Here is a 19,299-nt window from a genome sequence, read left to right as displayed (position 1 = left end):
CTTAAGGAGCCGAGCCGCAAAAGAAAAGGGCCGGCTCCGCGGAGCCGGCCCTGTGTCGCTTCGAGGAGGCGCCCGTTAGAGGGTGCGCTCGACCTCTTCGGTCTCGAAGATCTCGATGACGTCGCCCTGGCGGATGTCCTCGTAATTCTCGAAGGCCATGCCGCATTCCTGGCCGGACTGCACTTCCTTGACCTCGTCCTTGAAGCGCTTGAGCGTCTTCAGCGTGCCCTCGTGGATCACCACATTGTCACGCAGCAGGCGCACACCGGCGGAGCGGCGGGCGACACCTTCGGTGACCACGCAGCCCGCGACCTTGCCGACATTGGAGACCTTGAAGACCTCCTTGATCTCGGCATAGCCGATGAAGGTCTCGCGCACTTCCGCCGACAGGAGGCCCGAGGCCGCCGCTTTGATGTCGTCCACCAGATCGTAGATGATCGAGTAGTAGCGGATCTCCAAGCCCTTCTGGTTCGCACTCTCCCGCGCGGGCGCGTTGGCCCGGACGTTGAAACCGATGATCGGCGCGCCGGAGGCTTCGGCCAGTGTCACGTCGCTCTCGGTGATGGCGCCGACGCCGGAGTGGAGCACGCGGACGCGCACCTCCTCGTTGCCGATCTTCTCCATCGCCTGGACGATCGCCTCGGCGGAGCCCTGCACGTCGGCCTTCACCACGATCGGCAGCTCGCTGACATCCTCGTCGGCCTTCGCCTTCGCGAGGAGCTGGTCGAGGGTCGTCGCGGCACCGGCGGCGGCGCGCTTGTCCTTCGCAAGCTGCTGGCGGTACTCGGAGATTTCCCGCGCGCGGCCCTCGTCGGGCACCACGTTGAGAACGTCGCCCGCCTCGGGCGTACCGTTGAGGCCGAGCACCTCGACCGGCACCGAAGGACCAGCTTCGTCCACGCGCTCGCCCTGATCGTTGATCAGCGCCCGCACCTTGCCCCACTGCTCACCCACGACGAAGATGTCGCCGCGCTTGAGCGTGCCGTTCTGCACGAGAACCGTCGCGACCGGGCCGCGGCCGGTGTCGAGCTGAGCCTCGATCACGGCGCCGGAGGCTTCGCGGTCGGGGTTCGCCTTGAGTTCGAGCAGTTCGGCCTGGAGCGTGATGTTCTCCAAGAGCTTGTCGAGACCGGTGCCCTCGACGGCGGAGACCTCCACATCGAGAACGTCGCCCGACATCTCCTCCACGATCACCTCGTGCTGAAGAAGCTGGGTCCGCACCTTCTGCGGATCGGCGCCGGGGCGGTCGATCTTGTTGATCGCGACGATCATCGGGACGCCCGCCGCCTTCGCGTGGGAGATCGCCTCGATCGTCTGCGGCATGACCGAGTCGTCAGCCGCCACCACCAGGATGACGATGTCGGTCACCTGCGCACCGCGGGCGCGCATGGAGGTGAACGCCGCGTGGCCGGGGGTGTCGAGGAAGGTCAGCTTGGCGCCCTCCTCCGTCGTGATCTGGTAGGCGCCGATATGCTGCGTGATGCCGCCGGCCTCGCCCGAGACCACGTTGGTCTTGCGGATCGCGTCGAGCAGGGACGTCTTGCCGTGGTCGACATGGCCCATGATCGTGATGACCGGGGCGCGTCCCTCCAGATCGTCATCCGTGTCCTCGACGGTCGTGATGACATCCTCGACATCGGCGTCGGACACGCGGACGACCTTGTGGCCGAACTCCTCGACGATCAGCTCGGCCGTGTCGGCGTCGATCGTCTGGTTCTGCGTGGCCATGATGCCGTTCTGCATGAGCGCCTTCACGACGGCGGCCACACGCTCGGCCATACGGTTGGCGAGCTCGGAGACCATGATCGCGTCGGGCACCTGCACGTCGCGCACGATCTTCTCACGCGGCTCGTTGGAGCCACCGCCCTTGCGCTGCTGGCGTTCCTGGCGGCGGCGCATCGCGGCAAGCGACTTCTGCCGCCCCCCCTCGCCGAGCGCCTGGTTGATGGTGAGCTTGCCCTGACGGCGCTTGTCGCCCCCGGCGCGGCCCTTGCCACCGCGGTCGTCGCGGCGATCGTCGCGCTTGGGCGCACCGCCACCGGGCGCGCTGCGGCGCGGGCCCTCGTTCTCGTTCGGCGGCGCAGGGATGTCGGCGGGCGAGACCACGGCCTCGTCCTTCTTGCCGCGCGGCTTTGCCTTCTGGCGGGCCGCGTCGTCGGCCTTGCGCTTGGCCTCCTCGGCCTCCTGCATCGCCTTCGCCTCGGCTTCGGCCTTCAGGCGCGCAGCCTCCTCGGCCTCGGCCCGTTCCTTGGCTTCCTTCTCCTCGCGGAGACGGTCCATCTCGGCCTTGCGGCGCTCCTCGGCCTCTTTCTCCTTGGCGACGCGCTCGGCCTCGGTCGCCTTGGCGGCCATCAGGGCGCGGCGGCGGCGCTCGATCTCGCTGTCGGCAAGCCCCTTGCTCGCACCGCCCTGCGCGGCGCGGACCTGGGCGGCGTTGCCGCCGCCGGTCGCTGCCGTTCCGGGCTTGGGCACGACGACGCGCTTGCGCTTCTTCTCCACGACGACCGACTTCGATCGCCCGTGGGAGAAGCTCTGCCGGACACGGCTCGTCTCGGTCCCGCCACCGCGAGTCCCGACCGTCCTGCCCTTGCCGTCACTGCCTTTGTTGTCGCTCATGCTGACCTTAACCTTCTCGCCGGGGCCCCATGCCCCGCATCTGTTCATCCGTCTGCCGCATCCCGTCCGGTGCGGCGTCATCCGTCGTTCCAACGACCTCATGGCCTCGCAGCCCGGCAAGCCGCGACGCCTCTCTGAGGACCTGATCGGTGATGCCGCCCCCGTCCAGCGCGGCATGTATCACATTATCACGTCCGAATGCCAAACCCAATTCGTGCCCGGAAAGACAGGAAATTAGGGGAGCCTCCGCCGCGAGGGGGCGAAGTTTGGCGCGCTGGGGCTCGGAGCCGTCCGACGCCTCCACCAAGGCCGCCACGGGTCCGGCGCGCAGCCGCGTCTTTACCGTGTCGAACCCCATATGGGCCAGCCCGGCCTTTCTGGCAAGGGCCAGCGCGTCCTGAACGCGGCGTAGTAGCAGACGCTCCACCAGATCGGGCAGATCGGTGGGCGCTTTCACCTGGCGTTTGGCGGCGCGGTTGAAGAGATTCTTCTTCGCCGCCAGCGCGATGGCGTCCCGATCGGCGCTCACCCACATGCCGCGGCCGGGCAGCTTTTCCGCGATGTCCGGCACGACCGTATCATCCGGGCCCACGACGAAGCGGACGAGCGGCGCCTTCGGCCCGCTCGTGCCCGTCGCGATGCAGCGCCGTTCAGGCGTCTCGCGATCCTTTGTCCGACCACCCCGGCTCACGGGCGCGACCTCCGAGGGCTGGGATCAGCCCTCGGCCTCCTCGGTCTCTTCACCCTCGGCTTCCTCGGCATCAGCGGCCTGCTGGGCCACCAGCTCCTCCGGATCGATGTAGCCGAGCAGGACGCGGGCAGTCATGACGAGTTCGCGGGCTTCCTCGAGGCTCACGTCGAACTGCTCCAGCAGGCCGTCATCCTTGACGCGCTTGCCGTCGATGGTGGTGTAGCCGCCGGCGAGTTCCCAATCGGCGCACTGGGCGAAGTCCTCCAGCGTCTTGATGCCGTCCTCGGCCAGAGCGACGATCATCTGCGGAGTCAGACCCTCGAATTCGAAGAGGCTGTCCTCGACACCCATCTCGCGCGCCTTCTCGGTCGCTGCAGCGTTGATCGCGTCGAGCGCTTCGCGGGCGCGGGTCTGAAGCTCCTGCGCCGTCTCGTCGTCGAAGCCGTCGATGACAGTCAGTTCGTCGAGCTCAACGTAAGCAACCTCCTCCAGCGAGGTGAAGCCTTCGGAGACGAGGAGCTGTGCCACCATCTCGTCGGCGTCGAGCGCCTCCATGAAGAGCTTAGAGCGCTCGGCGAACTCGGCCTGACGGCGCTCGCTCTCCTCGGCCTCGGTCATGATGTCGATGTCCCAGCCAGTGAGCTGGGAGGCGAGGCGCACGTTCTGACCGCGGCGGCCGATGGCGAGCGAAAGCTGCTCGTCGGGCACCACGACCTCGATCCGGCCTGCATCCTCGTCCATCACGACCTTCGCCACCTCGGCGGGCTGGAGCGCGTTGACGAGGAAGGTCGCCGCATCGTCGTTCCACGGAATGATGTCGATCTTCTCGCCGTTGAGCTCGTTGACGACCGCCTGCACGCGGGAGCCGCGCATACCGACACAGGCACCCACCGGGTCGATGCCCGAATCGTAGGAGATCACGCCGATCTTCGCGCGGGAGCCGGGATCGCGGGCCACGGCCTTGATCTCAATGACGCCGTCATAGATCTCCGGCACTTCCATCTTGAAGAGCTCGGCCATGAACTCCGGCGCGGTGCGGCTGAGGAAGATCTGCGGGCCGCGCTGCTCCAGCCGCACATCCTTGATGAAGGCGCGGATGCGGTCGCCGTTGCGGAACGCCTCGCGCTGGATGAGCTGGTCGCGGCGCAGCATCGCCTCGCCCCGGCCCACGTCGACGATGACGTTGCCATATTCGGTCCGCTTGACGAGGCCGTTGATGATCGTGCCCTTGCGGTCCTTGAATTCCTCGTACTGGCGCTCGCGCTCGGCCTCGCGCACGCGCTGCATGATGACCTGCTTCGCGGACTGCGCGCCGATGCGGGAGAAGTCCATGGGCGGCAGCGGATCGCGGATCTCGGTCCCGATCTCGGCCTGCGGGTCGATCTCGCGCCCGTCTTCGAGGTCGAGCTCGGTGAAGTGGTCCTCCACCTCCTCCACCACGGTGCGCACCCGCTCCATGGTCAGGTCGCCGGATTTGCGGTCGATATGGGCGCGGATGTCGTAGTCGGCGCCGTAGCGGGCCTTCGCCGCGCGGGCGTAGCTCTCCTCCAGCGCCTCGATCACGAGGCCGGGCTCGATCATCTTCTCCCGCGCGACCGCGTCGGCGATCTGCAGAAGCTCCAGCTTGTTGGCGGCAACCGTGGCCATGGTCCTTACTCCTCCTCGCTCGAGGCATCTTCCTCGATGATCTCGTCAAATCCTTCGAGCTTCGTCTCGCGGGCCTTCAGGCTCTCCGCGATCAGCTCGTCCGTCAGCACCAGCTTGGCGTCGGCCAGCCAGTCGAATTGCAGGCCGACGATGCCTTCCTGGATCTCGATCAGGACCTCGCCGTCCTCGACGCCCTGCAATACGCCCTTGAAGCGCTTGCGGCCGTCGATGAGCTCCTGCGTCTCCAGCTTCGCCTCGTAACCCGCATAGTCCTCGAAATCCTTGAGGCGGGTAAGGGGGCGGTCGATGCCGGGACTGGAGACCTCCAGATTGTACTCGCCCTCAATCGGATCCTCGACATCGAGGAGGGCCGAGACGGTGTTGGAGATCTCCGCGCAGTCGTCCACCTCGATCCCGCCGGGCTTGTCGGCCATGATCTGAACGAGCTTGGTCTTGCCGCCCTGGAAGCGCACGCGCACGACCTCATAGCCCATGGACTCCACGGTCGGGGCGATGATGTCGCGGATGCGCCGGTCGATGGCGGCCTTGGCGATCAGGTCGGTCAAGTCGGTCTCTCGAATACTTGCGTTCAGGCACAAAAAAACGGGCCAGCGGCCCGTGCGTGTCGTATCGGTGGCGGCTCGGTTTGGACCCCAGCCTCCGCTGTTGTTTCGCTACATAGGGCGATCCGTATTCGCACGCAAGCCCAATCGCGGCCATTGCCAAGGATCGGGCGGTGCCCCATGTCCGCGCGCATGGATGACAGGTTGCTTATCGGATGGCGCGAACAGGTCGAACTGCCGGATCTCGGCGGCCTGCGCGTGCGTGCGAAAATCGACACCGGGGCGAAGACCTCGGCCCTGCACGCGCGCAATCTGAGGCTGGAGAAGGAGGACGGGAAGACCTTCGCCCTCTTCGAGGCGCACAGCGCGGGCCGCCCGAAGTACCGCCAGTGCCGGGTGGAGGTGGCGGAATTGCGTCGCGTGCGCTCCTCCAATGGGCAGGTGGAGCGCCGTCCGACGATCCGCACCACGCTTTCCATGGGCGGACGGAGCTGGCCGATCTATGTGACTCTCACAGACCGCGAGTTGATGACCTACGCCATGCTGATCGGGCGCGAGGCGCTGGACGGGCGAACACTCATCGACTCGCAGGGCTCCTGGCTTCTGGGGAGAGACTGATGCGTATCGCGCTCATGTGCCGTAATCCCGACCTCTATTCGCATCAGCGGCTGATGGAGGCCGGGGCCGAGCGCGGCCACGAGGTCGTGCACGTCAACCACATGCGCTGCTATATCGACATCGCTTCCGCCCGGCCGGCGCTGCATTATCATGGTGAGAAGGTGATGGGGGTGGACGCGGTCATCCCGCGCATCGGCGCCTCGGTCACCTTCTTCGGCACCGCGGTGCTGCGGCAGTTCGAGATGATGGGGGTCTGGGCGCTGAACGAGAGCGTCGCGATCTCGCGCTCCCGCGACAAGCTGCGCTCGCTGCAACTGCTGTCGCGACGCGGGATCGGCCTGCCCTCGACCGTGTTCGCGCACCGCTCCTCGGACCCGAAGGAATTGCTGGCGCTGATGGGCGGGGCGCCCGCGATCATCAAGCTCTTGGAGGGCACGCAAGGAAAGGGCGTCGTTTTGGGCGAGACCCAGAAGGCGGCGGAGGCGATCATTCAGGCATTCTCCGGCCTGCAGGCGGAGTTCCTCGTCCAGTCCTTTGTGAAAGAGGCCAATGGCGAGGACATCCGCTGCATCGTCATCGGCGACAAGGTGGTCGCGGCGATGAAGCGGAAGGGTGCTGAGGGCGACTTCCGCTCCAACCTGCACCAGGGCGGCACCGCCACGACCGTGCGCATCTCCCCGGCGGAGCGGGCCACGGCAGTGAAGGCGGCGAAGGCGATGGGCCTTGCCGTCTGTGGTGTGGACATGCTGCGCGCCAACGAGGGGCCGGTGGTGATGGAGGTGAACTCCTCGCCCGGTCTCGAAGGCGTGGAGAAGGCCACCGGCCTCGACGTGGCCGGTAAGATCATCGAGCATATCGAGCGCAACGCGAAGCCCGGCGCCAACCGCACCAAGGGTCGCGGCTGAGGAACCACCGCCTGCCCCGCCCGTTCCTTCCGCATTGATGCGAAAGGAGTTTTGCCGATGTCGAAGAGCCGCGATCAGATCTGGGACGAGTGGCGCGAGCTGGTGAACATGGCACCGCAGGAGCTGGAGGAGTGGCTGGAGACCGAGGAGTCCAAATCCGTCGGCGACAGCGATAGCGGTGAGAGCACGGGCCACAAGTCCGGGCGTCGCATCGTCGAGATCAAGCGCACCAACAAGGACGATCTGACCGACGACCAGTGGGACCAAATGGGCAAGGTCGTCGGCTACATTAAACGCCATCTCAGCCAGGGCGGGCCTGACGATGAGGTGGAGCAGTCCGACTGGCGCTACTCGCTCATGAACTGGGGGCACGATCCCTTGAAGGACGGTTGAGTCGCCTCCGGCGGGCGTATTGCGCGAGAGTGATGCTCAGGCGGGCGGTCCGTAGATGTCGGCCATGTCGTCGAGCGAGCGGCGCACCACGTCCTCCAGCACGTTCAGGTCGATCTTCTCCAGACGCGGCAGATACAGGCAGGAGACGGAGTTCTTGTAGGGGCCGAGATCGGCGAGGATGTCCGCGTATTTCTTCACGCCCGGCATGAGGTAGATGACGAGGTTTGCCTTGCGCGGCGCGAAGCCGGTGCGGAACCAGCGGGCGTGGCGCCCGCTACGGTAAACATAGTCATAGGCGCCGTAGCCGATCAGGCGTTCGCCCCACATGCGGGGCGGCCAGCCGCTCCATTGTTCGAAGAGATCGAGGAGGATCAGCGCATCCTCGCGCCGACCCTTGTGCTCGACAGCTTCGACATAGGCACGCGGATCGGCGTCGGTTTCGGCCGTCTTGAGATCGGACATCACACACCTCCCCACGCATCATAGCACGGGAGGGCGTGTTCAGCGGGGTGAGCGCTTGGCGAGGATGCGTTGCAGCGTCCGGCGATGCATCGAGAGGCGGCGCGCGGTCTCACTCACATTGCGATCGCAAAGCTCGTAGACCCGCTGGATATGCTCCCACCGCACGCGGTCGGCGCTCATCGGGTTCTCAGGCGGGGCGGGCTTGTCATCGGGCTTTGCCAGAAGTGCCGCCGTCACATCGTTCGCGTCAGCGGGCTTCGACAGGTAATCCGTCGCGCCGATCTTCACGGCCGCGACCGCGGTCGCGATGGCGCCATAACCGGTCAGAACCACGATGCGCGCATCGTCGCGCGCGCCACGCAGAGCCTCCACCACGTCGAGGCCATTGCCGTCCTCCAGCCGAAGATCGACCACTGCGTAGGCCGGCGGCTTCGACTGAACCGCCGCCTTGCCCTCGGCCACCGTCGAGGCCTCGGTCACCGCGAACCCGCGTTTCTCCATCGCACGCGCGAGCCGTCGGAGAAACGGCTCGTCATCATCGAGCAGAAGGAGCGTCGGATCGGGGCCAAGATCGGCAGCAGCGTCGGGTGTCATAAGCGAACCTATTGTCATGTCTCACGCTTTCTACGCTTGACATGGGTCGCTGGATCACCGGGTCAAAGCAGTTCCGTGTAACAGGCCGTCCGCCGGGCCATATCCTCGGCCGTTGTATTGCTGGGGAAGAAGTCGAGGAACCCCTCCTCCGGCGCCATCAGGTAAGTAAAGGACGAGTGGTCGACGAGGTAGTTCTCCGGATCGTCGCCCACCTTGGCCGAATAGGCCCGGTAGGCGCGCTTCGCCGCCTCGACCTCTTCGACGGAGCCGGTGAGGCCGACCATCTCCGGGTGCATGAAATCGGTATATTCGGCCATCTGCTGGACCGTGTCCCGCTCCGGATCGACGGTGATGAAGACCGGTTTGACGTCGATGCCCTGCTCGGTGAGCAGATCGACGGCGACCGCGTTGCGCGACAGGTCGATCGGGCAGACGTCGGGGCAGTAGGAATAGCCGAAATAGACGAGCGACGGGCGGTCGATGACTTCGGCATCGGTGACGCGCGCGCCGTCCTCGCTCACCAGGCTGAAGGGCCCGCCGATATCGGCGCCGGCGACCTGGCTCTCGCGGCACTGCGCGAAGCGGTCATCCCCCGATCCGCCGAGTAGAACGACCCCGGCCGTTGCGGCCAGGGCTGCGACGGCCACTCCAACGGCGGCGATTGCGGCGATGCGGATCATGGTAGGCTCCCCCGTGCGATTTCGCTCGAAATATAAGCAATTTCAGGGGCGGGAACCAGTGGCGTCAGGGCGCGATTCCGCCCGGGCGGCGTAGCTCGGCCAACGTCTCCGCCCCGAACTGGCGCATCGCGTTGTCGAGGTCGTCGCGCAGGATGTGGAGCGCCTGGTCGGCGCCCGCCTGCCCGGCGGCCGCCACGCCGTAGAGGAACGGTCGGCCTGCAAAGCAGAAATCGGCGCCGAGCGCGAGGGCGCGGGCGATGTCGAGCCCCGTCCGGATGCCGCTGTCGAAGATCACGGGGGCCCGGCCCGCCAGCGCCTCGACCACCCGCGGCAGCGCCTCGATCGCCGGCGGCGCCGCGTCGAATTGCCGCCCGCCGTGGTTGGAGACCCAGACGCCGTCCGCACCGCGCTCGACCACCTCGAGCGCGTCCTCGGCGCTGAGGATGCCCTTCACCACCAGCGCTCCGGGCCAGTCCTGCCGCAGCGCCTCGACATAGGAGAGGTCGGGATTGTGGATGAAGCGCTCGGTGAAGAAGCGGCGCAGGCCCTCCAGATCGGTGGTGCCCGCGTATTTCACGATGGTGGCGAGCGTCGCCTTGCCGTTGCGCGCGGTGGCGAGCGCCCAACGCGGCCGGACTGCGATGTGGCTGAGCATCTGGCGGCTGACCCCCGCCTGGATCGAAAGCCCGGCGCGCCGCTGCCGCTCGCGGCGGGAGGGGGCGGGGATGTCGACGGTCAGCGCGAGCACTTTCATCCCGCTCTCCCACGCCCGGGCGAGGACGTCGCGGCGCAGCTCCGGATCGCGCGGGGGATAGAGCTGGAACCAGCCGTAGTCACCGGCGGCGGGGCCGACCTCCTCGGGCGTCATGGCGGCGACGGTGGACAGGCAATAGGGGATCCGCCCCCGCCGGGCGGTGTCGGCCAGCATCGCCTCGGCACCGGGCCACATCAAACCGGTGAGGCCGACGGGCGCCATACCGATGGGCGCGCCGTACTCCTGACCGAAGAGCGTGCAGGTGAGATCGGGGCTCTGGTCGCCCTTCAGGAACCGCGGGACGAGGCGCACCGCGTCGAGCGCCGTCCGGTTCGCGCGCATCGCGACATCGTCGGTGGTGCCGCTGTCGAGATATTCCCATGCGAAATGCGGGATCCGGCACTTGGCGGCCGCGGCGAGGTCAGAGATGGCGGGAAAGCGGTCGTCTAGGTTCTGCATGGGCGGGACGGAAGCACTTGGGTGGGTGACGGTCAAGCCGGTGGAGCGGCGCTGCCCCGCCTGTGCTTCGAAGTGATACCACCCCGGACTTGATCCGGGGTCTTTCGCCGCGGGGCTCTACTTTACAGAGCGGTCCCGGCGCTGCGGCCGGGACGGTGGACGAGGGGTGTCATGGTCGGGCTCGACGCGGCGATCGCCCAGTGCGGCAGATCCTCCACCCGCGCCTCAGCACAACCGATCCAAAGCCCATCCGCCGCATGGAACAGGGCGTGAACAATCCTTTAACTCGCCCGCCCCCTCCGCTATGTTGCCCGGCATGACCGACTGGGAAGACGATCCGTTCGAGGCCGCCGCGGAGCAGAGCCTCTCCGCCCGCGCCATGGCCGCGCGCCCGGCGCCCTATCTCGACGACCTGAACCCCGAACAGCGCCGCGCGGTCGAGACGCTGGACGGCCCCGTCCTGATGCTCGCGGGCGCGGGCACCGGCAAGACGAAGGCGCTCACCACACGCATCGCGCACCTGCTCAACACCGGCCGCGCCCAGCCCAACGAGATCCTCGCCGTCACCTTCACCAACAAGGCCGCGCGCGAGATGAAAAACCGCGTCGGTCGCCATGTGGGCGGGGTGATCGAGGGGATGCCGTGGCTCGGCACCTTCCACTCGCTCTGCAACCGGCTGCTGCGTCGCCATGCGGAGATCGTGGACCTGAAGTCGAACTTCACGATCCTCGACACGGACGACCAGATCCGGCTGCTCAAGCAGCTCATCCAGGCGGAGAATATAGACGAGAAGCGCTGGCCGCCGCGCCTGCTCGCCTCGATCATAGACAACTGGAAGAACCGCGGCTGGACGCCCGACAAGCTGCCCGCCTCCGAAGCCGGGGCCTTCAACCATCGTGGGCCGGAGCTTTACGACGCCTACCAGAAGCGGCTGATCACGCTGAACGCGGTCGATTTCGGGGACCTGTTGCTGCATGTCCTGACGATCTTCCAGACCTGCCCAGACATTCTGGAGAAGTACCAGCGCTGGTTCCGCTACATCCTCGTGGACGAGTATCAGGACACCAACGTCGCGCAGTACCTCTGGTTGCGGCTGCTCGCGCAGGGGCACCGGAACATCTGCTGCGTCGGCGACGACGACCAGTCGATCTATGGCTGGCGCGGGGCGGAGGTCGGCAACATCCTGCGGTTCGAGAAGGACTTCCCCGGCGCGACCGTGATCCGGCTGGAGCAAAACTACCGCTCGACCTCCCACATCCTTGCCGCCGCCTCGGGCGTCATCGCGGCCAACGAGGACCGGCTGGGCAAGACACTATGGACCGAGGCGGAGGGCGGCGAGAAGGTCCGCCTGATCGGCCATTGGGACGGCGACGAGGAGGCCCGCTGGATCGGCGAGGAGGTCGAGGCGTACCAGCGCGGCACCCGCGGCCTCGACCCGATCGGGCTCAACGAACAGGCGATTCTCGTCCGCGCGTCGTTCCAGATGCGCGCCTTCGAGGACCGGTTCCTCACTATCGGCATGCCCTACCGCGTCATCGGCGGCCCCCGCTTCTACGAGCGGATGGAGATCCGGGACGCCATGGCTTATTTCCGCGTGGTCGTGAGCCCCGACGACGACCTTGCGTTCGAGCGGATCGTGAACACGCCGAAGCGCGGGCTGGGCGACAAGGCGCTCGCCACCATCAACAGCTTCGCCCGCGAGAACGGGGTCAGCATGATGGATGCGGCACGCACGGTCGTCGCCGATGGCGGGATCAAGGGGAAGGGCGGCAAGAACCTCGACGAACTGATCCGCGGCTTCGATCGCTGGCGCGCGATCATGCGCTGGTCCGCGCAGCCCGGTCTGCAGGACGACGACGTGATCGATGTGGACGAGCCGATGCCGGAACGGCCCGCGGGCCTCGACGCGCCGCTCTCCCACATCGAACTCGCGGAGCTGGTGCTGGAGGACTCCGGCTACACCGCCCATTGGCAGAACGACAAGACGCCGGAGGCGCCGGGGCGGCTGGAAAACCTCAAGGAACTGATCCGCGCGCTGGAGGAGTTCGAGAACCTGCAGGGCTTCCTCGAACACGTCGCCCTCGTGATGTCGAACGACACGGAGGATTCGGCGGAGAAGGTCACCATCATGACCCTCCACGCCGCCAAGGGACTGGAGTTCCCCGTGGTCTTCCTGCCGGGCTGGGAGGACGGGCTGTTCCCCAGCCAGCGCAGCATGGATGAGACCGGGCTCAAGGGGCTCGAGGAGGAACGCCGCCTCGCCTATGTCGGCATCACGCGGGCGGAGCGGCACTGCACGATCAGCTTCGCGGCGAACCGGCAGACCTATGGGCAGTGGAACTCCCAGATGCCCTCCCGCTTCATCGATGAGCTGCCGCAGGAGCATGTGGACGTGCTGACCCCGCCGGGCCTCTACGGTGGCGGGTTCGGTGCGGCGGCGACCGCCAGCCCGGCCGCACAGATGATGCGCGGCTCTGACCTGATGGAAAAGGCGTCGAAGGCTGATGTCTACAACTCGCCGGGTTGGGCGCGGCTGCAGAAGAACTCCGGCCGCCGGTCGATGCGCGCGCCGTCGGAGGCGCGCAACATGGTGATCGACGCCGCCGCGACGCCGGCCTTCGAGCTGGGCGAGCGGGTGTTTCACCAGAAATTCGGTTACGGCACCATCGCCGCCTTCGAGGGCGACAAGCTGACCATCGATTTCGAAAAGGCAGGTCAGAAGAAGGTCGTGGCGAGCTACGTCACCGCCGCCAACGAAGTACCCTTCTGAAATAGAAAACGGCGGCGCGAGCCGGGGAGGTTCAGGGAGGGATGCCCCGGTTCAAGCGCCGCCGTTCTGAGCCTTGCCCGCGTGTAGGGTCGCGGGCTGGCTTACCCCATCAGGGGATCTTCATCACTTGCCGTAGACGGCCTCGTAGGCCACCGAGCGGATGTTCGCGCGGGAGAGGCCCAGGTCGTTCAGCTCCGCACTGGTCAGAGCGTCGAGCTCAGACACGGTGCGGTTGAAGAGGCGGCGCTTCTCGAAGGCTTCCACACGCTCGGCCCAGAAGGCGCGGACGCGGTCTGCGAAGGAAGTGCCGCGGATATCGGTGCTGGTCACAAATGCCATTGTTCAGGTCCTTTCATTTGGGACCGGATCGCGGCCCCCGTCTCGTGTTCTGCTGCAGTGCAATGTAATGGGCAGCCCTGCTGCCACAACATCCGTTCGGTCCGCCACGCCATGCGCTGAATGCATGGCCTGCCGCGGAGCCATAGCGAAATGACGCTAGGTCAGGCCATCTCGCCGTAGGTGGCGGCGCGCGCCACGCGCGTGATGTCAGCACGGTTCATGCCGAGATCCTCGAGCTCATGCTCGTTGTGGCGGCGGAGTTCGGCCACCGTTTCGCGGTATTGCACCCACTTGGCGTATTGCACGCGCAGGCGCGCAACCGTGTCGAAGAGGCTGCGGCCGCTGGCGGTCATCGTTGCAGTCGTCATCGCAGATCTCCTTTGCTCTCTGCCCCGTCATCCCCACGACGCGGAGCCCGTCTGTGATGCACTGCAATATGGAGACGTGACGCGCACGTTCAAAGCGCTTTGGAGCCGTAGCGCCCTGCACGGAATGCATGGCAGTTTCGTCGCCCGGCGCTACTTACCCCGCATGGTCCCCACAGCGCTGATCCACCGCGACTTCCGCATCTATGTCATCGGCAACTTCTTCGCCCTCAACGGTGTGTGGGTGCAGCGGATCACGATCGCCTGGCTGGGCTGGGCGCTGACCGACAGTGCGAGCTTCGTGGGACTGCTCGCCTTCCTGATGATGATCCCGACGCTGGCGCTCGGCCCCGTGCTGGGCGTGGTGGTCGACCGCTCCGACGTGCGGCGCGCGGCGATCGGGGCGCAGATCGCGCTGGCCGCCGTCACGGCCGGCCTGATAGCCGTCTATTTCAGCGGCGCGCTTGGGCCGGTGCTGCTGGCGGGCTTCGCGCTCTTGATCGGAACGGTGACGGCGCTGCATCACCCGGTGCGCATGGCGATGGCCCCACGCCTCGTCCCGCGGGAGGCGATCGGGGCGGCGGTGCCCATCATCTCGATCAACTTCAACCTCTCGCGGTTCCTGGGGCCGTTTATCGCGGGCACGCTGATCGCCGCCTTCGGCATCGGCGCGGCGCTGGTCGTGAACTTCGTCGCGTTCCTGCCGCTGCTCGCCGCACTTCTAGTCGTCACGCCGCGCCCGCAGGACGGACCAAAGACGGAGCCCACGGGCTTTCTCGACAGCTTTCGCGAGGGGCTGGCCCATGCCGGGGCCGATAGGGTGATCCGCTCGGGCATCGCGATGACCGCGCTCGCCGCCCTGCCCGCCCGCGGGGTGCAGGAGATCCTGCCGGTGATCGCCGACGGCGCCTTCGCCCGCGGGCCGGAGGGGCTCGGTCAGCTCACCGCCGCGGCGGGACTGGGCGCGCTCTTCTCCTCCGCCTGGCTTGCAACCCATCCGATCCGGCCCGGCGACCGCCTGCCGCGCCTCTCCGTCGCGGCGGCCTTCGCAAGCATCCTCCTGGTGGCGGTCCTCGCCGCCGTGCCGAGCTGGCCCGCAGCGCTTGCGGTGCTGTTCGGGCTGGGCGCGGCCGGGACCCTCACCGCAGTCGGCATCCAGTCCGCGATCCAGATCCGGCTGGGCGATGCCCTGCGCGGGCGGGTGATGAGCCTGTGGGTGACGACCGCGCTCGCCTCGACCGCGATGGGGGCCATCCTGCTCGGCGTGCTGACCGATGCGGTCGGCCTCGCCCCGGCGCTGACCGGCACGGCCATCGTCGCCCTCTTCCTTCTGATCCTGTCCACGAGGCTGCAATGAAACTGCTTCCGGCGGTGCTGCTCGCCGCAGCGCCCGTTCACGCGATGACCTGTATCGGCGAGGATAGCGGCGCGAACGTCCCGCCCGTCATGGAGATCCGCAGCGCCATCGAGGACGGCCAGTACGCCCGCGCCTTCGACTTCGCCGTCCAGCGCGGCCAGATCGATGAGGGCGACGCGACACGGCTGGGGGCGGAGCTCTATGACGTCTACGGCACCGGGGTTACGAGCTGCACGATCCTGTCCTCGTCGGGCAGCGGCGACACCTTCCACCGGGAGGCCGTGCTGTTCGAGAGCCCGGAGGGGCTGCTCTTCGCCGCCATCGCGGCCTATCGGGGGCTGGAGGGCTGGCAGGTGCTGTCGGTCCATCTCACGACCAACTACGACTCGATCCTGCCGCACCTGTAACGGCTTAGCGCTGCGCCTTCCGCGCCAGCGCCTCCAACCGGTCGAGGAAGCGGGAGCGGTCGGCCTTCGAGAACGCCTTGCCGCCGCCCTGCCGGAACGGGTCGGCGGCGCGCAGGTCGGCCATCAGGTCGCGCATGGCAAGCTGATGGCCGATGGACGCTTCGGTGAAGACCTCGCCATCGGGGCGGATCGCCGCCGCACCCGATTTCAGCACCCGGTCCGCGAGTGGAATGTCGGAGGTCACGCAGATATCGCCCGGCCCCGTCCGCTCCGCGATCCACATATCCGCGGCATCCGCGCCGGCCTCGACCACCACCGTCTCAACATCCGGGTGCGGATCGGGCCGGATGCCGCCGTTGGAGACCACGAAGACGCGCAGGCCGTGGCGATGGGCCACGCGCTTTGCCTCCTCCTTCACCGGGCAGGCATCGGCATCGATGTAGAGCGCCATCTCTCACCTTGCGTTGTGCCGCGGGGGCGGCGATAACGCGCTCCGATCTATCCGAGGGTTTGACCGATGACCAGCTTCACGCCGCGCGTGTTCTCCGGCATCCAGCCGACCAACCACCTGCAACTCGGCAACTACCTGGGCGCCGTGAAGCGCTTCGTGGAGATGCAGAACGACGGGATGGAGACGATCTATTGCATCGTCGACCTGCACGCGATCACGGTCTGGCAGGATCCGGCGGACCTGAAGCACGCGACGCGGGAGCTGGCGGCGGCCTATCTCGCCTGCGGGCTGGATGCGGAGAAGTCGATCCTCTTCAACCAGAGCCAGGTGCCCCAGCATGCGGAGCTCGGCTGGATCTTCAACTGCGTCACGCGGCTGGGCTGGATGAACCGGATGACCCAGTTCAAGGACAAGGCGGGCAAGAACGCGGAGAAGGCGAGCCTTGGCCTCTACGCCTACCCGTCGCTGATGGCGGCCGACATCCTCGCCTACCACGCCACGCATGTGCCCGTGGGCGAGGACCAGAAGCAGCATGTGGAGCTGACGCGGGATATCGCGGCGAAGTTCAACCACGATTACGGCGTGGAGTTCTTCCCGGAGACGCAACCCATCATCGAGGGCGCGGCGACCCGCATCATGTCCCTGCGCGACGGGTCGAAGAAGATGTCGAAGTCCGATCCGTCGGATGCGAGCCGCATCAACCTCACCGACGACGCCGATACGATCGCGAAGAAGATCCGCAAGGCGAAGACCGATCCCGAGCCACTGCCCGAAGCCCTCGACGGACTGGAGGGGCGGCCCGAGGCACGCAACCTGGTCAACATCTACGCCGCTCTCGCCGACATCTCGCCCGAGCAGGTGATCGCGGAGCATGGCGGCACGCAGTTCGGACAGTTCAAGCCGGCGCTCGCCGAGCTCGCGGTCGAGAAGCTCGCCCCGATCAGCGAGGAGATGGCCCGCCTGATGGCCGACGTGGCTGAGATCGACCGCGTGCTCGGAAAGGGTGCCGAGCGCGCCGCCGAGATCGCGGAGCCGATCCTCGCGAAGACCTACGACATCGTGGGCTTCGTCCGCTCGCGCTAACTCGGGCGGATCAGGTCGATCCGGTCCATGGCGTCGGCCACGATGTCGCCATGGGTCGGGCTGTCCGCGCGGGCGCGCAGGTTCTCGATCCAGAACCGGAAGAGCGGGTCGTAGCCGCGCCGATGCACCGGCTTGTGCATGTCCCGCAGCGCGCCGCGATCGGTCGAGCCGATGAAGCTCGCGTGCTGGAGCACCTGAGCCTCCGACGGCAGCTCGATCGGATCGGGGGAGCGGGCCGCAGCCGGCGCAGTCGTCACGTCGAAGACGGTGAGGATGTCGCTGCTGACCACATCGAGGCGGTCACGCAGGTCATGGATCACCAGCGGCCCGGCCCGCCGGTCCGAGATGTCGTTCATCAGGGCGACGAAGCTCGCGGCGGCGCATTCCTCCAGGATCGGCAGCGGCGTCGAGTAGCCCGCCAGCATGTCGGCATGGCGGCGGCAGAAGGTGATCTCCGCCCCGATGAACTCCTCCACCGTTTCGGAGAGGACGAAGAGCGGCCCGCCGCTGTCGCGCGGCTCCAGCCGCTCCAGGTCGCGCCGGGGCATATCGGTGACAAGTGCGGACACATGGGGCTTGAAGGTCAGGTCCTGCGTACTCGCGAGGCGGCGCATCGCCGCACCGTTGCACAAGACGCGGACCGGAACGCCGTAATCAAGTGTTGCGATCTGATCAAAAAGATCGGCACTTCCCCCTTTGACTACTGCAATATGATCGGCCTCGGGGCGCGTCATCCATGTTGCGAAATCCATCCGTCCCTCAACTTATCTTTTATCAGCGCCATTGTGCGATGCTACAGAGCAAGCTATGACACATACTAAAAGCATGTGGGAGACTGTCGCTTGTCGAAAATTGTTTACTCGCACCGAATTGTGACAGTGCTGCAGCAACTTGTAGTTGATCTTGGCTTGACTGTTGTCGTCTCGGATGAAAACACAGATCTCAAGCTCGATCAGAACGAGCCCACCTTTCGCGAGGCGGCCGATCTCTTGCAACTTGCAATGGAAAAAGAGAGCGAAGGTTCAGCTACAGCGTTTGTTTTTCATCGCAAATCGTAGAATTCGCGTTTTTTGACCACATTTCCGACAAATGCCCTGCGTATCCTCTTGGAAACGCTGGGGGATCGTCATGAGGAAGTCAGACAAGACCGTGGTCGGGCGCCGTGCCGGGATGAGTCTCGCACAGGCCCAACGTTTTGCGAATGCCGCCAATGGCCGGGGGCCGCGTCAGCCTGCACGGCCGACGCCGGGCGAGCCGAACCTGGAGGCGCTGAAGGGCCCGAACCGCCTTGTCGTCTTCGGTCTCACTCTGCTCGCCGGCGGTGCGCTGGCCGCGGGCCTCGTCTTTGCCGACAAGCACGATTTGCTCAACAAGACCCAGCGCCTCATCGCCCAGTACACCGCGCCGGATCAGGTCGAAGCGGAGCCCGTTGAAGAGGAGCTGACCGCCGTCGCCCTGCGCGTGCAGCCGGTTGGCCAGATCTGCTCGGACGACGTCTATGAGGACGTGCGCTCCACCCGCATCGCCTTCGAGGCGGGCAGCCATGAGCTCACCCCGCAGGCCCGTGCGGCCGCGCGCCAGGTGGCGCAGCGGGTGGCAGGCTGCGACATGATCCAGCTCGTCGTGACGGGCCACGCCTCCTCCGACGCGGATGGCCGCATGGTGCATCTGGTGAGCTGGCGGCGGGCCGAGGCGGTGATCAACTCGATTTCCGAAGCCGGCTTCGACACCGGCATGTACCGCGCACAGGGCGTCGGCCTGACCTCCGCCGAACAGGCCGTCAGCGCCGTCACCTTCGACGTCGATCTGTCGGAACTTGAGGCCGCGCGCACCGCGCCCGTCGACGTGCGCCCGACGATGGAGGAAAGCGAATGACCGCGATGGACATCCTCGACCAGCTCATGGCCCCGCAAGTGCCGCTGATCCCGGCGCTGCTGGTCTTCCTCATCCTGCTGGTGCTGGTCGGCCACCGCCGCGGCCGCAAGAAGTCGGCCGAGGTCACGACCACGCTCGATGCCGCCTATCAGACGGAGTTCGTGCGTCTGCGCCGGCGCAACAGCGAGTTGGAACAGCGCCTGTCCCGTGCCAATGGCCGGTTCGAGAAGGAACGGCGTCGCGCGCGCGCCCGCTGAGGCGCGCCGCATT

General features: G+C 66.8%; 22 protein-coding genes. 10 read left to right on the top strand and 12 right to left on the bottom strand.

Annotated elements, in window-relative coordinates; genetic code table 11:
* Nucleotides 1-75: 75 nt before the first annotated feature.
* Genes infB through rimP form a run of 4 tightly spaced genes read right to left on the bottom strand, consistent with a single transcriptional unit; the run spans nt 76 to nt 5,520 of the window.
* Nucleotides 76-2,616, bottom strand: a complete 2,541-nt coding sequence (infB, locus tag I0K15_RS12825) for a translation initiation factor IF-2 (protein ID WP_196101904.1) — start codon at nt 2,614-2,616, stop codon at nt 76-78.
* A 7-nt stretch (nt 2,617-2,623) separates the two neighbouring features.
* The gene (locus I0K15_RS12820; RefSeq protein WP_196101903.1) at nt 2,624-3,307 is read right to left on the bottom strand and encodes an RNA-binding protein; all 684 of its coding nucleotides are present in this window, start codon (nt 3,305-3,307) and stop codon (nt 2,624-2,626) included.
* A 24-nt stretch (nt 3,308-3,331) separates the two neighbouring features.
* On the bottom strand, nt 3,332-4,954 hold the full coding sequence (gene nusA, locus I0K15_RS12815; RefSeq protein WP_196101902.1) for a transcription termination factor NusA: 1,623 nt from the start codon (nt 4,952-4,954) through the stop codon (nt 3,332-3,334).
* A 5-nt stretch (nt 4,955-4,959) separates the two neighbouring features.
* The gene (gene rimP / locus I0K15_RS12810; protein WP_196101901.1) at nt 4,960-5,520 is read right to left on the bottom strand and encodes a ribosome maturation factor RimP; all 561 of its coding nucleotides are present in this window, start codon (nt 5,518-5,520) and stop codon (nt 4,960-4,962) included.
* A 189-nt stretch (nt 5,521-5,709) separates the two neighbouring features.
* On the opposite strand from rimP, the gene I0K15_RS12805 reads away from it, so the two are divergent.
* From I0K15_RS12805 to I0K15_RS12795, 3 genes are read left to right on the top strand one after another with little or no spacing between them, the layout of a single operon-like run.
* Nucleotides 5,710-6,135 carry an ATP-dependent zinc protease family protein gene (locus tag I0K15_RS12805; protein ID WP_196101900.1) on the top strand — a complete coding sequence of 142 codons (426 nt, stop codon included), beginning with the start codon at nt 5,710-5,712 and terminating at the stop codon, nt 6,133-6,135.
* Nucleotides 6,135-7,040, top strand: a complete 906-nt coding sequence (gene rimK / locus I0K15_RS12800) for a 30S ribosomal protein S6--L-glutamate ligase (protein ID WP_196101899.1) — start codon at nt 6,135-6,137, stop codon at nt 7,038-7,040. Before I0K15_RS12805 ends, rimK begins: the two co-directional genes overlap by 1 nt.
* Before the next feature lie 57 nt (nt 7,041-7,097).
* The gene (locus I0K15_RS12795) at nt 7,098-7,433 is read left to right on the top strand and encodes a DUF3140 domain-containing protein (protein WP_196101898.1); all 336 of its coding nucleotides are present in this window, start codon (nt 7,098-7,100) and stop codon (nt 7,431-7,433) included.
* A 36-nt stretch (nt 7,434-7,469) separates the two neighbouring features.
* Here I0K15_RS12795 and I0K15_RS12790 read toward each other — a convergent pair whose 3' ends face one another.
* From I0K15_RS12790 to I0K15_RS12775, 4 genes are all read right to left on the bottom strand, one after another.
* Nucleotides 7,470-7,895 (bottom strand): DUF1801 domain-containing protein, encoded by a 426-nt coding sequence (locus I0K15_RS12790; protein WP_196101897.1) that lies wholly within the window; start codon nt 7,893-7,895, stop codon nt 7,470-7,472.
* Between the two features lie 39 nt (nt 7,896-7,934).
* A complete protein-coding gene (locus I0K15_RS12785) occupies nt 7,935-8,489 on the bottom strand; it encodes an ActR/PrrA/RegA family redox response regulator transcription factor (RefSeq protein ID WP_196101896.1) in 555 nt (184 codons plus the stop codon).
* 62 nt (nt 8,490-8,551) lie between these two features.
* Complete coding sequence (locus I0K15_RS12780) at nt 8,552-9,169, bottom strand: SCO family protein (RefSeq protein ID WP_196101895.1); 618 nt, start codon at nt 9,167-9,169, stop codon at nt 8,552-8,554.
* 64 nt (nt 9,170-9,233) lie between these two features.
* On the bottom strand, nt 9,234-10,382 hold the full coding sequence (locus I0K15_RS12775; protein ID WP_196101894.1) for an alpha-hydroxy acid oxidase: 1,149 nt from the start codon (nt 10,380-10,382) through the stop codon (nt 9,234-9,236).
* A gap of 316 nt (nt 10,383-10,698) precedes the next feature.
* Here I0K15_RS12775 and I0K15_RS12770 point away from each other — a divergent pair, with 316 nt between their 5' ends.
* Nucleotides 10,699-13,152: an ATP-dependent helicase gene (locus I0K15_RS12770; protein WP_196101893.1), complete on the top strand. Its 2,454-nt coding sequence runs from the start codon at nt 10,699-10,701 to the stop codon at nt 13,150-13,152.
* 123 nt (nt 13,153-13,275) lie between these two features.
* Here the strand turns inward: I0K15_RS12770 and I0K15_RS12765 are convergent, their stop codons facing one another.
* Both I0K15_RS12765 and I0K15_RS12760 read right to left on the bottom strand, forming a co-directional pair.
* Entirely contained in the window at nt 13,276-13,491 is a 216-nt protein-coding gene (locus I0K15_RS12765) for a DUF1127 domain-containing protein (protein WP_196101892.1), read from the bottom strand.
* A 161-nt stretch (nt 13,492-13,652) separates the two neighbouring features.
* Nucleotides 13,653-13,859 (bottom strand): DUF1127 domain-containing protein, encoded by a 207-nt coding sequence (locus tag I0K15_RS12760; protein WP_230374113.1) that lies wholly within the window; start codon nt 13,857-13,859, stop codon nt 13,653-13,655.
* Nucleotides 13,860-13,983: 124 nt separating this feature from the next.
* Between I0K15_RS12760 and I0K15_RS12755 the strand changes: the two genes are divergently transcribed.
* Nucleotides 13,984-15,213 (top strand): MFS transporter, encoded by a 1,230-nt coding sequence (locus tag I0K15_RS12755; RefSeq protein ID WP_196101891.1) that lies wholly within the window; start codon nt 13,984-13,986, stop codon nt 15,211-15,213.
* Nucleotides 15,210-15,620, top strand: coding sequence for a hypothetical protein (locus tag I0K15_RS12750; protein WP_196101890.1), 411 nt, complete (start codon nt 15,210-15,212; stop codon nt 15,618-15,620). The genes I0K15_RS12755 and I0K15_RS12750 overlap by 4 nt, the downstream gene beginning before the upstream one ends.
* A gap of 4 nt (nt 15,621-15,624) precedes the next feature.
* Here the strand turns inward: I0K15_RS12750 and I0K15_RS12745 are convergent, their stop codons facing one another.
* Nucleotides 15,625-16,071 carry a YaiI/YqxD family protein gene (locus tag I0K15_RS12745; protein ID WP_196101889.1) on the bottom strand — a complete coding sequence of 149 codons (447 nt, stop codon included), beginning with the start codon at nt 16,069-16,071 and terminating at the stop codon, nt 15,625-15,627.
* A gap of 66 nt (nt 16,072-16,137) precedes the next feature.
* Between I0K15_RS12745 and trpS the strand changes: the two genes are divergently transcribed.
* On the top strand, nt 16,138-17,154 hold the full coding sequence (gene trpS, locus I0K15_RS12740) for a tryptophan--tRNA ligase (protein ID WP_196101888.1): 1,017 nt from the start codon (nt 16,138-16,140) through the stop codon (nt 17,152-17,154).
* Here the strand turns inward: trpS and I0K15_RS12735 are convergent.
* Nucleotides 17,151-17,768, bottom strand: a complete 618-nt coding sequence (locus I0K15_RS12735; RefSeq protein ID WP_196101887.1) for a hypothetical protein — start codon at nt 17,766-17,768, stop codon at nt 17,151-17,153. The genes trpS and I0K15_RS12735 overlap by 4 nt on opposite strands.
* A gap of 258 nt (nt 17,769-18,026) precedes the next feature.
* Between I0K15_RS12735 and I0K15_RS12730 the strand changes: the two genes are divergently transcribed.
* From I0K15_RS12730 to I0K15_RS12720, 3 genes are all read left to right on the top strand, one after another.
* On the top strand, nt 18,027-18,212 hold the full coding sequence (locus tag I0K15_RS12730; protein WP_230374112.1) for a hypothetical protein: 186 nt from the start codon (nt 18,027-18,029) through the stop codon (nt 18,210-18,212).
* A 70-nt stretch (nt 18,213-18,282) separates the two neighbouring features.
* Nucleotides 18,283-19,029, top strand: a complete 747-nt coding sequence (locus I0K15_RS12725; protein WP_196101885.1) for an OmpA family protein — start codon at nt 18,283-18,285, stop codon at nt 19,027-19,029.
* Nucleotides 19,026-19,286, top strand: a complete 261-nt coding sequence (locus tag I0K15_RS12720; protein ID WP_196101884.1) for a hypothetical protein — start codon at nt 19,026-19,028, stop codon at nt 19,284-19,286. The genes I0K15_RS12725 and I0K15_RS12720 overlap by 4 nt, the downstream gene beginning before the upstream one ends.
* Nucleotides 19,287-19,299: the final 13 nt, after the last annotated feature.

The sequence above is a fragment of the Pontivivens ytuae genome, assembly GCF_015679265.1.
Lineage (GTDB): Bacteria > Pseudomonadota > Alphaproteobacteria > Rhodobacterales > Rhodobacteraceae > Pontivivens > Pontivivens ytuae.
This window is presented reverse-complemented; position numbering and strand designations above follow the sequence as displayed.

What these genes read in the sequence shown, in the direction of transcription:
- I0K15_RS12755 (WP_196101891.1), top strand. Translation starts at nt 13,984, where the DNA reads ATGCATGGCAGTTTCGTCGCCCGGCGCTACTTACCCCGCATGGTCCCC.
- I0K15_RS12775 (WP_196101894.1), bottom strand. Translation starts at nt 10,382, where the DNA reads ATGCAGAACCTAGACGACCGCTTTCCCGCCATCTCTGACCTCGCCGCG.
- I0K15_RS12725 (WP_196101885.1), top strand. Translation starts at nt 18,283, where the DNA reads ATGAGGAAGTCAGACAAGACCGTGGTCGGGCGCCGTGCCGGGATGAGT.
- I0K15_RS12750 (WP_196101890.1), top strand. Translation starts at nt 15,210, where the DNA reads ATGAAACTGCTTCCGGCGGTGCTGCTCGCCGCAGCGCCCGTTCACGCG.
- I0K15_RS12745 (WP_196101889.1), bottom strand. Translation starts at nt 16,071, where the DNA reads ATGGCGCTCTACATCGATGCCGATGCCTGCCCGGTGAAGGAGGAGGCA.
- infB (WP_196101904.1), bottom strand. Translation starts at nt 2,616, where the DNA reads ATGAGCGACAACAAAGGCAGTGACGGCAAGGGCAGGACGGTCGGGACT.
- I0K15_RS12720 (WP_196101884.1), top strand. Translation starts at nt 19,026, where the DNA reads ATGACCGCGATGGACATCCTCGACCAGCTCATGGCCCCGCAAGTGCCG.
- I0K15_RS12765 (WP_196101892.1), bottom strand. Translation starts at nt 13,491, where the DNA reads ATGGCATTTGTGACCAGCACCGATATCCGCGGCACTTCCTTCGCAGAC.
- I0K15_RS12760 (WP_230374113.1), bottom strand. Translation starts at nt 13,859, where the DNA reads ATGACGACTGCAACGATGACCGCCAGCGGCCGCAGCCTCTTCGACACG.
- trpS (WP_196101888.1), top strand. Translation starts at nt 16,138, where the DNA reads ATGACCAGCTTCACGCCGCGCGTGTTCTCCGGCATCCAGCCGACCAAC.
- I0K15_RS12770 (WP_196101893.1), top strand. Translation starts at nt 10,699, where the DNA reads ATGACCGACTGGGAAGACGATCCGTTCGAGGCCGCCGCGGAGCAGAGC.
- I0K15_RS12785 (WP_196101896.1), bottom strand. Translation starts at nt 8,489, where the DNA reads ATGACACCCGACGCTGCTGCCGATCTTGGCCCCGATCCGACGCTCCTT.
- I0K15_RS12805 (WP_196101900.1), top strand. Translation starts at nt 5,710, where the DNA reads ATGGATGACAGGTTGCTTATCGGATGGCGCGAACAGGTCGAACTGCCG.
- I0K15_RS12795 (WP_196101898.1), top strand. Translation starts at nt 7,098, where the DNA reads ATGTCGAAGAGCCGCGATCAGATCTGGGACGAGTGGCGCGAGCTGGTG.
- rimK (WP_196101899.1), top strand. Translation starts at nt 6,135, where the DNA reads ATGCGTATCGCGCTCATGTGCCGTAATCCCGACCTCTATTCGCATCAG.
- I0K15_RS12780 (WP_196101895.1), bottom strand. Translation starts at nt 9,169, where the DNA reads ATGATCCGCATCGCCGCAATCGCCGCCGTTGGAGTGGCCGTCGCAGCC.
- I0K15_RS12735 (WP_196101887.1), bottom strand. Translation starts at nt 17,768, where the DNA reads ATGCGCCGCCTCGCGAGTACGCAGGACCTGACCTTCAAGCCCCATGTG.
- nusA (WP_196101902.1), bottom strand. Translation starts at nt 4,954, where the DNA reads ATGGCCACGGTTGCCGCCAACAAGCTGGAGCTTCTGCAGATCGCCGAC.
- I0K15_RS12790 (WP_196101897.1), bottom strand. Translation starts at nt 7,895, where the DNA reads ATGTCCGATCTCAAGACGGCCGAAACCGACGCCGATCCGCGTGCCTAT.